Source organism: Reichenbachiella sp. 5M10 (genome assembly GCF_002742335.1).
Taxonomy (GTDB): domain Bacteria; phylum Bacteroidota; class Bacteroidia; order Cytophagales; family Cyclobacteriaceae; genus Reichenbachiella.
Genome location: NZ_MDGR01000007.1, coordinates 3,067,037 through 3,081,399, shown reverse-complemented (window position 1 = coordinate 3,081,399; position 14,363 = coordinate 3,067,037). Strand labels below are relative to the sequence as shown.

The 14,363-nt window shown below is 44.4% G+C and carries 11 protein-coding genes; 8 read left to right on the top strand and 3 right to left on the bottom strand.

Features of this window, described 5'->3' with window-relative positions; translation table 11 throughout:
* Positions 1-62: 62 nt before the first annotated feature.
* The 3 genes from BFP72_RS12355 to BFP72_RS12345 are packed head-to-tail and all read left to right on the top strand — an operon-like array spanning position 63 to position 4,797.
* On the top strand, positions 63-557 hold the full coding sequence (locus tag BFP72_RS12355) for a histidine phosphatase family protein (protein ID WP_099599430.1): 495 nt from the start codon (positions 63-65) through the stop codon (positions 555-557).
* Positions 558-1,583: an agmatinase family protein gene (locus BFP72_RS12350; protein ID WP_099599429.1), complete on the top strand. Its 1,026-nt coding sequence runs from the start codon at positions 558-560 to the stop codon at positions 1,581-1,583.
* Positions 1,584-1,593: 10 nt separating this feature from the next.
* Positions 1,594-4,797: a caspase family protein gene (locus BFP72_RS12345; protein ID WP_158233393.1), complete on the top strand. Its 3,204-nt coding sequence runs from the start codon at positions 1,594-1,596 to the stop codon at positions 4,795-4,797.
* Here the strand turns inward: BFP72_RS12345 and BFP72_RS12340 are convergent, their stop codons facing one another.
* Positions 4,798-5,595 (bottom strand): MBL fold metallo-hydrolase, encoded by a 798-nt coding sequence (locus tag BFP72_RS12340; RefSeq protein WP_158233392.1) that lies wholly within the window; start codon positions 5,593-5,595, stop codon positions 4,798-4,800. It abuts the gene before it with no gap.
* Between the two features lie 97 nt (positions 5,596-5,692).
* On the opposite strand from BFP72_RS12340, the gene BFP72_RS12335 reads away from it, so the two are divergent.
* From BFP72_RS12335 to BFP72_RS12320, 4 genes are all read left to right on the top strand, one after another.
* Positions 5,693-6,028 (top strand): hypothetical protein, encoded by a 336-nt coding sequence (locus tag BFP72_RS12335; protein ID WP_099599426.1) that lies wholly within the window; start codon positions 5,693-5,695, stop codon positions 6,026-6,028.
* A 123-nt stretch (positions 6,029-6,151) separates the two neighbouring features.
* Positions 6,152-6,376: a hypothetical protein gene (locus BFP72_RS12330; RefSeq protein ID WP_143520056.1), complete on the top strand. Its 225-nt coding sequence runs from the start codon at positions 6,152-6,154 to the stop codon at positions 6,374-6,376.
* Positions 6,377-6,832: 456 nt separating this feature from the next.
* A complete protein-coding gene (locus BFP72_RS12325) occupies positions 6,833-8,764 on the top strand; it encodes a methyl-accepting chemotaxis protein (protein WP_099599424.1) in 1,932 nt (643 codons plus the stop codon).
* Positions 8,765-8,882: 118 nt separating this feature from the next.
* Complete coding sequence (locus tag BFP72_RS12320; protein ID WP_099599423.1) at positions 8,883-9,404, top strand: ferritin; 522 nt, start codon at positions 8,883-8,885, stop codon at positions 9,402-9,404.
* A 62-nt stretch (positions 9,405-9,466) separates the two neighbouring features.
* Here BFP72_RS12320 and BFP72_RS12315 read toward each other — a convergent pair whose 3' ends face one another.
* Positions 9,467-11,554, bottom strand: coding sequence for a thioredoxin domain-containing protein (locus BFP72_RS12315; RefSeq protein ID WP_099599422.1), 2,088 nt, complete (start codon positions 11,552-11,554; stop codon positions 9,467-9,469).
* A 45-nt stretch (positions 11,555-11,599) separates the two neighbouring features.
* Positions 11,600-12,883 carry a tyrosine--tRNA ligase gene (gene tyrS / locus BFP72_RS12310; protein ID WP_221406562.1) on the bottom strand — a complete coding sequence of 428 codons (1,284 nt, stop codon included), beginning with the start codon at positions 12,881-12,883 and terminating at the stop codon, positions 11,600-11,602.
* Positions 12,884-13,068: 185 nt separating this feature from the next.
* On the opposite strand from tyrS, the gene BFP72_RS12305 reads away from it, so the two are divergent.
* Positions 13,069-14,304, top strand: a complete 1,236-nt coding sequence (locus tag BFP72_RS12305) for a tetratricopeptide repeat protein (protein WP_099599420.1) — start codon at positions 13,069-13,071, stop codon at positions 14,302-14,304.
* Positions 14,305-14,363 lie beyond the last annotated feature (59 nt).

Below are 14,363 nucleotides of genomic sequence, written 5' to 3'. Positions count from 1 at the left end.
AAGCAAATACTAAAAATAGATTTCTCAATATCTTGCCCACTCCAAGACAATAACGAACCAACATGAGCAAGGAACTTTTTTTGATTAGACATGCGGAAGCAGATTCGGAAAATTTTGATATCAAGGACATCGAAAGACCCCTTACTTCAGACGGAGAAATCGTCGCTTCCAAGGTCGGTAGATTCTTAAAAACAGCCAACCATCAACCTGACGCTATATTTGTGAGCTCTGCACTACGGACTCGACAAACAAGTGGTTTTCTAGTGGAACAGATTGGTTTTGATGCACAGAATATCATGATCGTAGAGGAGTTGTATGAGGCCTCTACTCGGATACTATTGAGGGTGATCAATGAGCTTGGAAATAATTTTAATAAGGTGTTTATTATTGCTCACAATCCTGGGATTAGTTTCTTGGCGGAGTATCTCACGGGCGAAATCATCGGTAATGTCGCGCCTGCGGGAATTGTACATCTCAAGGCAAAGGATGATTGGGCAGAGTTTTCTCAAAACACTGTCGACCTCATAGAATATATCAGTCCCAAAGAATTAGATTAAATGTCAATAGATAGTGAAAACTATGACCCTAGTGCTCCCGGAAAACGAGGAACACTGTTTGGGTTGCCGTTTGAAAAGGAAGAAGCAGAAGTCGTCGTGTATTCGGTGCCTTGGGAGGCTACGGTCTCGTATCATAGTGGTACGGCATATGGCCCGGTATCGATATTGGAAGCCTCTGTGCAGTTGGACCTGGACTTGCCAGGCAGAGAGGCTCCTTGGAAGCGAGGCATATGGATGACACCCCTCGATGGCAAGACCAAATCGAAAAGTGACATCCTGAGAGCACAAATAAAACCATATATAGCCTACTTGGAAGGAGGAAGGGCTATTCCCAATGAAAAGGAACTACTTGAGAAAGTAAATGCATCGACTGAGTCTTTGCGGCAAAGAGTCAAAACTGAAACGTTGGCGCTCATTCAAGAGGGGAAAAGAGTCGGTTTGCTCGGTGGAGATCACAGCACACCGCTTGGGTACATGGATGCTCTGGTAGAAGCCTATGGAGAGTATGGGGTGCTACAAATCGATGCGCACATGGATTTGAGGGAAGCCTACGAAGGGTTCGAACACTCACATGCATCGATTATGTACAATGCTTTGAAACACCGTCAGATTACAAAGTTGGTTCAAGTCGGGATTCGTGATTTTTGTGAGGAAGAGATGGAGGTTGTAAATCAAAATAAAGAGCGTATTGCGGTCTTTTTTGATGAGAATAACAAATCGAGAATGTATGAAGGAGAGACGTGGAGGTCAATTTGTGATTCGATCGTTGAGGAATTGCCTCAACGGGTTTACGTAAGTTTCGATATCGATGGGCTCAATCCAATGCTGTGTTCGGGTACGGGGACGCCTGTGCCCGGAGGGCTAGAGTATGCTGAGGCTGTTTACTTACTTCAAAGGGTCAAAGCATCTGGTAGAGAGATTATTGGGTTTGATTTGTGCGAAGTGGCACCACAAGAGTATGATCAGCAATGGAATGCCAACGTAGGTGCTCGTTTGTTGTATCAGTTGTGTGGATTGGTTGGTTGATATGAAAGGAATGATACGGACACTTGTACTCGTCTTCATGGTGAGTGTGCAGCAAGCATGGGGACAAGATTTGGAAATGAGGACTGTGTTTCAACGTGGACATGAAGCACCTATCATTGCAGCAGCATTTAATCCAGGCGGAGAGTTGTTAGCGACGGGGAGTGAGGATCAGACAGTGATTCTTTGGGAAGTTGCGACTGGGAGGCAGTTGCGCACTTTTTCAGGTCATTCTCGTGCTGTGACAACTCTTGATTTTCATCCAAAGGATGAGAAAATTGCGACTGCTGGAGATGATAAGTCTTTGATTGTCTGGGACTATATGACAGGGGAGAAGGTTCAGGAGTTTAATTTTGATTATTGGGTGAGTTCAATCCGATTTAGCCCTGATGGTAGCAAGATATTGGTAGGTGGGGGGAGTCATACGGTTCAACTTATAGATTTGGCTACTAGTCAAGTTCTTCAAGATTTTAAAGTTCAAAAGACACAGTATGGGGTTTTGGTTGCTTTTGGGGCAACGGGAGTAGAGGTGATCACTGGCAATGACGATGGCAAGGTAATCCGCTATGGCGTGTTGGATGGAGAACCGACGGATACGCTGCGCAACATTTCAGCGAGTAGTTGCGGAGGGTGTCTGACATATTTGGACATTCGTGAAAGCGAACTCGCGAGTGTCGCTCATTCGGGAGCTGTATCCTTATGGGATCTTATGAACGGGGAGTTGCTAGAGTCTTATGGAAATATTGACAATGATTATGAAGACGTGGCTTTGAGTCAAAAATATGTGTTTGCTAGTGATGAGAAGCAGGTCGTTCAGTGGAGAAAGGATGGGGTACAGGTTCGGGTTTTTGGTCAGTCGTCCGAAGATCTCACTGGCATTGCCATGAGTCCAGATGGCCAGTCGTTGCTCACGTACGGGGAAGACCAAGTGGCAAAGCTGTGGGATGTGGAAACAGGGACCGTGCTGCAAGAATATCGAGGCTATCTCAATATGGAAAATGACCGAGGCTTGTCGTTTGGCAAGAATTCATATTGGCATTCGAACTTGAACCAATATCTATCGATTCGTAATAAAGTATTGATAAGTCCTGACGGAAAGAAAGTCATTAAAGGGCATTATAATTCTTCTGCTTTTTTGTGGGATACCCATAGTGGGCGGTCTCAGCTTGAACTCAAAGGGCATGACAAGATCGTCGTAGATTATGTTTTTGCCCCCAATAGCAAGCATGTTTTTACCGCAGGAGGTGATCGTGTGGTTCGTCTTTGGGATGTGGATAGTGGTGAAATGCTTCGTGTTTTTGAGGGACACCGAGATTTGGTGTTTGAACTGGTACTGAGTGAAAACGGCCGCTATCTGGCATCAGGGAGTTGGGACGGTACAGCAATGGTGTGGGATGTAGAGACTGGAGCACTCATGCATACGTATCGGTTTGACAATAGCTCGCCGTTTACTATGGCATTCGCATACCATGATCAATATTTATTGGTCGGGGGCTTGGATAAAAAGCTATGTTTGGTTGAATTGGACACTGGAGAGCCCTTTGTACAGTACATAGGTCACCGAGATATTGTGACGGATATTGAGATTCGTGACGAAGAGATACTGACTGCTAGCAAAGACGGTTTGATCAAGCTTTGGGAATTGAAGACGGGGTTTCAGAAGAAGCGATTGGCGGGTCACGAAGGGCCTGTCTATGATGTAAGCTACGATACACATGGACTCTACATTGCATCGGGAGGACAGGACAAGTCGGTTCGACTATGGGATGCGGAGACAGGTAAAGAAAGGAGGACGTTTGTAGGTCACAAAGGAGCCGTGACCGGAGTGCAGTTTATCAACGACGATAGGGTGTTGGTGAGTAGTAGTTTGGACGGTACGATGAGGTATTGGGACGTAGAGAGTGGTAAGGAGATTGCCATGCACGTGTTTTTGGGGGCAAGAGATTGGTTGACTAAATCTAGTCGGGGATACTTTGATGCGACCGAAGCAGCGAGAGAGAATGTTTTTTTTGTAGAAGGCGTGAAGAGTTATGCCTTGGATCAATTTTTTGAGGAGTTTTATCGACCGGATATATTGGAGCAGTCGCTCCAATTGGGTGCAGATGTACACTATGATTCTGATCTGAAGCAGAAACTCCTCGATTCGCCTCCTCCAACGGTAGAGATTGTCTCTCCAAAGCCTGGCGAAAGACCTACGAGCAAGGAGATCGATGTAGTCATCAAGTTGACCAACCAAGGTGGAGGGGTCGACGAACTTCGATTACTTCACAACGGCAAAAGAGTCATGGGAAATGAACGAGGGTTGATGGATGCGGATACCCATGGAAAATCACTCTATAAACATGTGAGTATTGGACTGGTTCCAGGTAAAAATGTGATATCAGTTTCAGGGTTTAGTGAGGAGCGAATTGAATCCCAAATCATCGAGCGTGAAGTGATGTATGAGGGTATCGTGGATCAAATCACTTGTCATGTTGTGGCGATTGGGATCAATACCTATAAAAATCCGATTCTCAATTTGAATTATGCCAAAGAGGATGCCGAAGGTTTTGTTGATTTGATAAAAAAGAAGGGGAAGAATTTGTATGATGATCTAAAATTGTACCCTCTATACAATACAGAGGCTTCCAAAGAAAATATCTATAAAGTGCTAGATGAGGTAGCGAGACAGGCCAAGCCAGAAGATGTGTTGTTGGTTTACTATGCGGGGCATGGTAGTACAGTAGATGGAGATTTTTATTTTATACCTACAGAGAATGTACGCTTGTACGATCAGAAAAAACTCAAGGAGCATGCAATACATGCTGGAGACATGCAAGTGAAGCTTGCTCATATTGCCGCATTGAAACAAATGGTTGTGATCGACGCGTGTCAATCAGGGAGCTCGACGCAGCTTTTGGCTTCTCGCGGAGCAGAAGAGGAAAAGGCGATGGCGCAGTTGTCACGTAGTACAGGGGTGCATATCTTGGCAGCATCAGGGAGTGAGCAATACGCTACAGAGTTTGCCGAACTTGGGCATGGGTTGTTTACCTATGTACTGTTGGAAGCATTGAGCGGTTCAGCAGATGGGGCACCTGCAGATGGCAAAGTCACAATCTATGAACTCAAGTCCTACCTAGATGACCAGGTGCCGGAGTATTCTTCCAAATACAAAGGAAGACCTCAATACCCAGTCACCTACTCGAGAGGGCAGGATTTTCCAATTGTCGTGGAATAGTTAGAAATTGATTTTTTGGCCAGGTTCACTGAATACCTCCGCACTTGGCATCTGTTGGTTGATTTTTTCTATCGTTTTGTCGTTACCCGAAGTAGGGAGGTGCATGCCGACTACTTTTTTAGCAGCGATGTGTTTTTCGATGATTTCAGTACCGAATAGATTGGTCATGAACCAAAACGGGACGATGGCCAAATCGATTTCCTCATAGATCAATCGGAGGTCGTCAAAGTAACGGACATCCATTTGTGTGTCTGCTACATGCAATATCTTTTTGTCTGCTATGGTGACCAAAAATATTTGGTTTTGAATTTTGCCGTATGCCTTGCCTGCATGCCGGGTGTAGGCGCTACTAATGGTCATATCGTCCACAACATCCGTTTTCCATCCTTTGGTCCATACATTGGTGCTGACTCGGTCTTTGACCTCATCATAGCCGTCAGCTTTGAGGCGCATGCTATCTGCTGCTTGTGGTGTAGCTATGACCCGAGCATCTTTGTTGTTTTTGAGGTAGTTGACATAACTAGGTGCATCAAAGTGATCCGCGTGTGTATGTGTAACCAGTGCAGTGTTCACTCCCTCGTAGGGGCTTTTTCCAGCAATGATGTCATCCATAAGGTCATAATCGGGTGTGTGAAATTTCCCCGTAGGGTCAGTGAAAAGAGCATCGATGATGACTTTTTTACCTTGATATTCGATCAATACACCTTCATTGCCCAAATATGTGACCGTTTGAGCTTGACTTACAAGTGCACAAACCATTGCACATATCGTAAGTAGGATAGATTTTATAGGAAGCATTCTGCTAAGATATTGGAGAAACATGATACAAATAAAGTAACAAAATCTAAATATTAATTTGTAACGAATCTAAATAAAAATTAGATTTGCACCCACAATGCATTTGATACACGAATCACATAACGGAAAGATAATTCAGGCAGACAGTGAAAACTGCTTTTACTTGATATACAAGGGAGGGGAGTACAGGATGAATGTCTGTTCTTTTATCGCTTTCAAGTATAAATTGGATGCTTTCAATATTGAAGAAATGCTCCTTTCTGATTCGGTTCAAAATGATTTGGAAATAATCCCACTCTGCAACAAGGACCGTATCCTTGTTTTGACATTGAATGAAATTATTGAGGTCAAAGATTTGGTGCAAGGAGCACTGGTTATGCTTGAGCTCAATAGTATTGTTGAATATAGAATTCATAAGGCAAGTTTGGCATAGTACTTGTCTCTCCAACTATCGTTAGCAAATTACTATTGTTTTTTTGGTCGCTTTTGTAAGTGCATCGTATGGTGCTCACGTCTATAGAAGCGTTTGTTTGAGAAAAGAGAAAAAAATCCAATCGTGAGATCTGAAGAGGCAAGTTATGTCGTAGGTCATGCGAGAGGAGAATTTGAAATGCAGCATGTTCGTAGTATTGTGACAGAGGGCAATGTGTCTCATCGTGTCGTCAATATCTACTTGTTTTGGAGAGAAGAGTGTCAATACGCTTCAATACTAGAAGTGTACGGCCATTCTATAACTGGAGACGATGTCTTGAACTGGAAAAGTTCGGGTGCGGACTGGTGATAGAGCGGTGTTTGCACATTTTCATGACCCCACCTGTAAGTATTCCAAAATAAGCATTATGCATTTGAAAGGCATGTTGGATTTGTCTGCAGAAGAAATAGATTTCTATCTGATGGCGAAGACAAGAGGTGCCTTATCGCTTTCTCGTTTCAAGGACAAGTACCAATTCCCTCAATTTTCGAGGATTATCTCTGACCAATGAGGTGAAGTGTTTGATCTGTGCGGGATCACTCCACACCAAGAGCAATTGTATTCTATAGAGATAAGACCTGGTTTTTTGATGGAGATAATACCATTGGACTGACTTTTTTCGTTGGCCCGATATCGATACTTCTGCCCCGGCTATGGCATTAAAGTTCAATCTAAGGACCAACCGATGCCCTTGTATCCAAGCTTGTCAGGATACAAGTGTGTGGTTCGTTTTTAGAGTATTTAGAAAACTCAAAAACACAAACTATGAATTCGGAAATTGCGAATGGATTCGAAACAATTAGTAAAAAGACAGAGGTCACGATGCAATATGCAGTCATTGGCTTATTTCTGTTTGGAGTGGGGATCTCCTTTCATTATGATACTTGGGCGTTTGGATTGGGAGTAGGGGGACTCAATGTACTCTTATTTTTGATGGCTCGTTTTTTCTTTTCGGGCCAGTTGGTCGTTCGGTTAGTGACAGGGGCGGTGATGGCTATTTTTATGCTGCAGTTCGTGGCACAACTGCATGGTCTGTTTGAAATGCACTTTTGGTTTTTCATACTGCCGATTGTATTGATTATGTTTCAGGACTGGAGGGTTTACATTCCTTTTGGTTTGATTGTGACAATACATCACGTGTTCATCTTTTACATGTATATGCAGGGCAATGATCAGTACAATGTGTACTTGTTTAATACAAATGAGGTGACTCTTTCTACATTTTTGTATCATATGGGGCTGGCTGTGTTAGGTGTGCTAATCAGTGTCTGGACTTCATACCGATTGAAATCAGAAAGTGATAGGCGAATAGAATCCAATCATCACCTCAATGCACAGCTTGAGGAGATGAAGGAGGTCACGCACCGAGTCCGAGAGATCGCTTCGGAGGTGATATCCGCAGAGTCTTCTATGGAAGCAAAAGAAGGTGATCAGTCGGCAAGTGCAGCATTGGCAACCATGGGGGCAGATTTTTCTAAGGCGATCAATGGGTTGATTCAGGATACGAATGAGGTGGTCACACTTGCTGGGGCTCAGGGAGACCTGAGTACACGGATGGAGTTGATAGGAAAGAGAGGCAATTGGAAGTTGATGGCCGAATCGATCAATAACCTGTTGCTGTCTATTTCGACTCCTGTGCTCAAAGTGACCGAAATGGCTCAAGCCATGGCGAATGGCGATTTGACCAAACGATATGATGTCGAGGCGTCTGGAGACGTCAAGGTGTTGGCTGATAATCTGAATGCTGCATTGGAAAAGATCGCTTCGTTGTTGGTGCAGATTTCTGGGGATATCAATACGCTCAAAAATCAGTCTACTGATATGCTCAGCTCGGGCAAGGAGATGGAGGGTGCGACCAACGAAATCGTGAGTGCGATCACACAGATGAGCACAGGGGCACATCGTCAATTGTCGAGTATAGAGAATGTATCTCAAGTTTTGGAGGATACATTGGCTACAGCTAGAAACCTAGAAGAGAAGACTCTAGCAGTCATGAAGTCCACCAAATCAGGGACTGAAAGTAGTGAGCGTGGGAAAGAAATAGTGAAGGCAGTGGTAGGAGACATGGAGCGGATATCTAGCTACTCATCTGAGACTAGAGAGTCGATTCAAGTACTCAACGAACGCTCTGCCGAAATCTCTAGGGTGCTCGGGGTAATCACCGACATCTCCTCTCAAACTAACCTGTTGGCACTCAATGCCGCTATAGAGGCTGCACAAGCAGGGGAGTCTGGTCGTGGTTTTGCAGTGGTGGCCGAAGAGATTCGCAAGTTGGCAGAAGGGTCAAGGGAATCTGCTCAGCAGATCGAAAAGTTGGTCAGTGATGTCAAACGGGATACCGAAAATGCTTCGAAGATAATCCAAGAGATGAATGCTAGTGTCAATAGTGGTGTGAGCTCTTCGCAAAAAACAGCGGAAGTATTTGAGCTGATATCCGAGAGTTCTGCCGAGTCAATGCAGCTGTCTGAGGAGATTTTGAAAGATTCTCAGACTCAAGTCAAGAGTATGTCGAGTGTCGTGACCGATGTAGAATCTGTCGTAGTGATTGCCGAACAAACCGCTGCAGGTACGGAAGAGGTCAATACATCGGCCAATGAACTGGCCTCAGGGATGACCAATTATATCCAAACATCGACTAGGCTCAATGACATGGCAGTGGAGTTAAAAGAGGGGATTTCGAGGTTCAAACTGAATTGATTTTCGGCCTATAGCGTGGGTAAAGCGAAATTAGACTAGTTCTAAATTCGTTTTGAGTGAAACCATTCTGCGCTATTTTAGTTTCATTTGTAACAAGTCGCACGTAAAAAATATCACAATGAAGGATTTATTAAGACAAAGGGTGGCTGTTCAAGACAGCATCATCAAAAAACTGAACAATCAAGTAAAGTTAGAGGCGCAAGCTTCGGCTGCCTATCTATCGATGGCCGCTTGGTGTGATCAGCATTCGTATGACCATAGTGCCAAATTCTTCTATCAGCAAAGTAGTGAAGAACGTGAACACATGATGAAATTATTTCATTATATCAGTGACATGGGAGGGATCGCGGTGTCTCCAGCTATTGCTGCGACTCAAAATGAGTTCTCCTCTTTGAGGGAGGTTTTTGAGACGGCTTTAGAAAATGAAATTCATGTGACCGAATCTATCAATCAGATTGTTGCTGAATGTAGAAAAGCTAGTGATTTTGCGACAGAAAACTTCATGCAATGGTTCGTCAAAGAACAGGTAGAAGAAGAGTTTGTCGTGAGAAGAATTTTGGAATACTTCGAGATGTTAGGAGAGGATCCAAAATCACTGTTGTTGATAGATGAGAGAGTCAATTCTGTGACTTACGAATAAGATATACAGACATAGAGATATAAAAAAAGGGAGCATATGCTCCCTTTTTTTATATCTCGTTCTTAGCGGTTGAGTTGTTTTAGCGCTTGTCTGACATCTTGAGTGGGGAGTTGACAGGATTTGTCTTGACAAACATAAATGAAGGTATTGCCCAAGGCTAATTTGCCTTCCAATAGGTCAAGTGAGCCTTCGTCTTGCCCTCCCAATAGGATTTTGTTGGGGAGATAGTGGCGAGCAAGTTCATCTCGTTTGGCTGCTGCATTTGCACCTACGATGGCGATCTCATAATGTGTCTCACCGAGGAGGTTGTAAAGTCGTGCCCAATTGCTATAAAAATAGGGGTAATTGCGAAAATTCTCTTCGCTGTTGGCAAGCATCTGCTGTGCGTGATGGATGTCCTCTTCGTTGTAGAAATACTGCCCAAGGAGTGCCAAGGCTTGAGCCATGGCAGAATTGGAGGAAGGGATGACATTGTCTGAGAGTTCCATTTTGCGAGCGATCAGTTTTTCATCAGTGTCTGAGGTGTAGTAGTACATTTGGGTTTCGAGATCGAGGAAGTGCTCGTTGACGAACCCTTTGAGTTCGTCGGCTTTGTAGAGCCACTTTTCGTCAAAGGTCGCTTCGTACAGTTTGATGAATGCCAAGATACTGAAGGCATAGTCATCCAAAAATCCGTGTATGTTGGATTTTCCATTCTTGAAATTACGGTGTATCCGGTTGGAATCGAAAAGTTGTTGGTCCCATAAGAACGTTCCGGTGGTCAGGGCATTTTCTAGGTAGGTCTCGTCACCTAGTGCAAAATAAGCGTCGACGAGGGCAGTGATCATGAGTCCATTCCATGAGGTCAAGACTTTGTCATCCAATGCGGGACGTACGCGTTGGTCACGAGCTGCCATGAGTGTTTGTTTGGATTCATCGAGTATGGTCGAGACTTGAGCTTCTGATAGTCCGAAATCATCAGCTAAGCTTGTGAGGGACGATTTGCGCTCAAGAATGTTCTTGCCTTCAAAGTTTCCTTTTGGCGTGATGCCGTAGTAGGTCTTGAATATCAAGGCTCGGTCCTGCAGGAGGCTGTCTATCTCTTTGTCGTCCCAGACATAGAACTTGCCTTCTTCTCCATCACTGTCTGCGTCGAGGGATGAGTGATAGCCTCCGAAGGAGTCTTTGAGTTCGCGGTTGCAAAATGCGATGGTTTCAATGACGGTCTGCTTGTATCGGTCATCACCAAAATACTGGTAGGCATGGCTGTAGAGGCTAATGAGTTGGGCATTGTCGTAGAGCATCTTTTCGAAATGCGGTACAGTCCAGGTGGCATCTACGGAGTAGCGCGCAAATCCACCGCCGAGGTGGTCGTAGATGCCGCCATCAGCCATTCTGTTGAGGGTAGTGCGGAGGGCTTCTGTGACTTCTGTGTCCTTCCTGTAGTAGCTCTCTGCTAGGAGGTATTCGTAGTTGGTCGGCATGGGGAACTTCGGGGCTCCTTTTTTGCCGCCGTAAATGGGGTCGATGGATTGGAGTAATGTGTCAGCTATGGCTTTGGCATTTTCTTTGGAATAGGAACTGCCCGATTCGTTGAAGGTAGGTATCTCGTTTTGGACAATCCCTTCGGTGACTTTCTCTGCTTGATCGATCAGCTTTTGGGGATCGTTTTGGTAGATGTTAGAAAAGTAGTCGAGTACTTTGAGCCAGTTTTCTTTGGGAAAGTAAGTGCCTGCAAATACCGGTCTTCCGTCAGGCAGGGCGATGACATTGAGTGGCCAGCCTCCTTGCCCTGTGAGTAGTTGGGCAGCATTCATATAGATCTGATCTATGTCAGGGCGCTCTTCTCTATCTACCTTGATGGAAACGAAGTTTTGGTTCATTTGAGCCGCTACGAGGCTGTCTTCGAATGATTCGTGCTCCATTACATGACACCAGTGGCAGGCTGCATAGCCGATACTCACGACGATAAGTTGATTATTAGATTGTGCCTCTGCGAGAGCTTTTTCACCCCAAGGGTTCCAATCTACGGGATTGTGAGCATGCTGGAGGAGGTAGGGGCTGGTCTCGTCGATCAGTGCGTTGGTGTGCGTATGTTTTTGTTCCATAGGTGCATTGCAGGCATATAAAAATAGGATTGTCGCCAATCCTATTTGTGTGATGTGTTTCATAATCCCGTACAGTTTAGGAATCGTTGGATCCCGGTATGTATGTTGTTACTCGATGGTAATCAAGTAGTAGTTCTTTTTTCCTTTTTGCGCAAGCAAATATTTGTCGTTGAGCAGTTTGAAAGCGACACTTTGTTCTGCAGACTCGACTTTGTTTTTGTTGATGCTGACTCCACCGCCTTTGATCATGCGTCTTGCCTCTCCTTTGGAGGGGAATACTACCCCTTGGCTCGCCTCGGAGAGCAGGTCTGTCACGTTTTCCAATGCGGTATACTCGCTTTTACTGATGGTCGCCTGAGGTACACCCTCAAACACCGCCAATAGTGTCTTCTCATCGAGAGACTCTAGATCCTCAGAGGTGGACTTGCCAAAGAGGATGTTGGAGGCTTTGACAGCCATGTCAAAGTCTTGACGCGAGTGTACTCGAACTGTGATTTCCTCCCCCAATACTTTTTGTAGTTTTCGTTGGTGAGGAGCTTCTTTGTGTTCAGCGATGAGTGCCTCTATTTCTTCTTTGCTCATCAGCGTGAAAATACGAACATAGTTTTCAGCATCTTCGTCTGATGAGTTGAGCCAGTATTGGTAAAACTCGTAGGGTGAAGTGCGGTCTTTGTCCAACCAGATGTTGCCACCAGCAGTCTTACCAAACTTGGTGCCGTCAGCCTTGCGGATGAGTGGTGTAGTGATGGCCCATGCCTCTCCTTGTGCTTTTCGACGAATCAGCTCTGTGCCCGTCACGATGTTGCCCCATTGGTCCGATCCGCCGAGTTGTACTTTACAATTTTTGTTTTGGTTGAGCCAGTAGAAGTCATAGCCCTGTACCAGTTGGTAGGTGAATTCTGTAAAGGACATGCCTGATTCCAATCTCGTTTTGACAGAGTCTTTGGCTAGCATATAGTTGATGGAGATGTGCTTGCCTACATCTCGGATGAAATCAAGGAAGTTGAAGTCTTTGAACCAGTCGTAGTTGTTGACCACTTCAGCAGAATTTTCACCACAGTCGAAATCTAAGAATTGCTCCAATTGCTGTTTGACACATGCAAGGTTGTGATTGAGAATGTCCTCAGAGAGTAGGTTTCTTTCAGCAGATTTGCCCGATGGGTCACCGACCATGCCAGTTGCTCCACCAACTAGCGCCAGGGGTTTGTGTCCCGATCTTTGTAGATGTACTAAGGTCATGATCTGAACCAAATGCCCAATGTGGAGTGAGTCAGCAGTCGGGTCGAAACCAATGTAGGCTGAGATCACTTCTTTATTCATTTGCTCTTGTACTCCTGGCATCATATCATGGATCATGCCTCTCCATGTCAATTCTTCTACAAAGTCTTTTATCATTATTCTAATAATATTCTGTAACTATTCTTGAGGTTCTGAGCAGGCAAAGATAGAAGTAAAAAATATGTTTGGATAGGGATTTATAATTAAGCCAAAAAATAATTTATAACAGATGGAATTGTTATTTTTCGGATTGCAAAATTCACCGTATTCAACCGGCGATGAGATTAAACGAATAGGGTATGAAAAAAACGCAATTACTACTGAACTTGGTTTTGATGCTATCTGTCGTGACGGCATGGTCTCAAGAAACCGCACCATACGAGAGCCAAAAAGATAAAGAGGAGGCCTCCGACCAATATTACAAAAAGGGGAATCTGGCAGTAACCAATGGCCAATACGAACTAGGTGTCATATACTATGATAGTGCAGTGCACTTGGCTCCAAGTATGGCGGATTTGTATATCGTCCGTGGACAGGCCAAAGAGCTGGAGGGTGATGATATGGGGGCTTTGGCTGATTATGAAGCCACCCTCAAGTTAGATCCGAAAAACCATGCGGCGCTTTTTAAGCGAGCGTTGATCTATTACAAAAGGAAAAACTATACCCAAGCGGCTCAGGATTTTACTTATCTCATCAATAATGTTGAAAAACTAGAGACGAAGGCATTGCTATTCAAAGGAGTGAGTTACGAAGAAGATGGAGAGCTGCGCCTATCGGGTATTTCTACAGTGAGTGAGATGAAGGCAGACATCTATGTGCACCGAGCATTGACCTATGAGAAAATGGGCTACAATACGCCGGCTATGTTGGATTTTGACAAGGCAATCGAACTCAACGAACACGACCCTAACTACTATGTTTACCGAGGGATGTTTCGCTTGGATAGGGGAGACAAGGAAGGGGCCATCGCAGATTATCGAAAGGCTTTGAAAATCAATCCTCACCACCGCAACGCTTTGTATAATTTGAGCTTTTTGGTCGACGAGGATGAGCGTGATGAAATCAACAAGATTTTGTTTGGAAAAGGGGATTTTGCGAAAGCCTATTCCAAACGTGCTTTTGACAAGTTTCAAAAAGGAGAGTATGAAGGAGCATTGTTGGACTATGATTCGGCCCTAATGATCAAAGCAGACAATGCCAGTGACTTGATGAATCGGGGGATTGTCAAGTCCAAATTGAAGAACTATAAAGGAGCGATCAAGGATTTCAATTCTTCGGTATATACAGACAATTCGCTCACACGCAATTATGTATTGATTGCCAATGCCTATCAGGAGTTGGCGGATTATAACTATGCGATTAAATATTACCAACGGTTTTTGGACAATGCGGGCCCAGATGGTTCGGTGTACTACAACATGGGCTTGGCTTACATGAAGTACAACAATGACAATGAAGCTTGTTTGACTTTTAGAAAAGCCATCGAAATGGGTGAAGAACGTGCAGAGAAGCCGATGGATAAAGTTTGCTTTTAGAGTATCCAGAATTTGGCAAACGTTTCATGTTGATTTAGTAGAGAAGAGTACAATACATT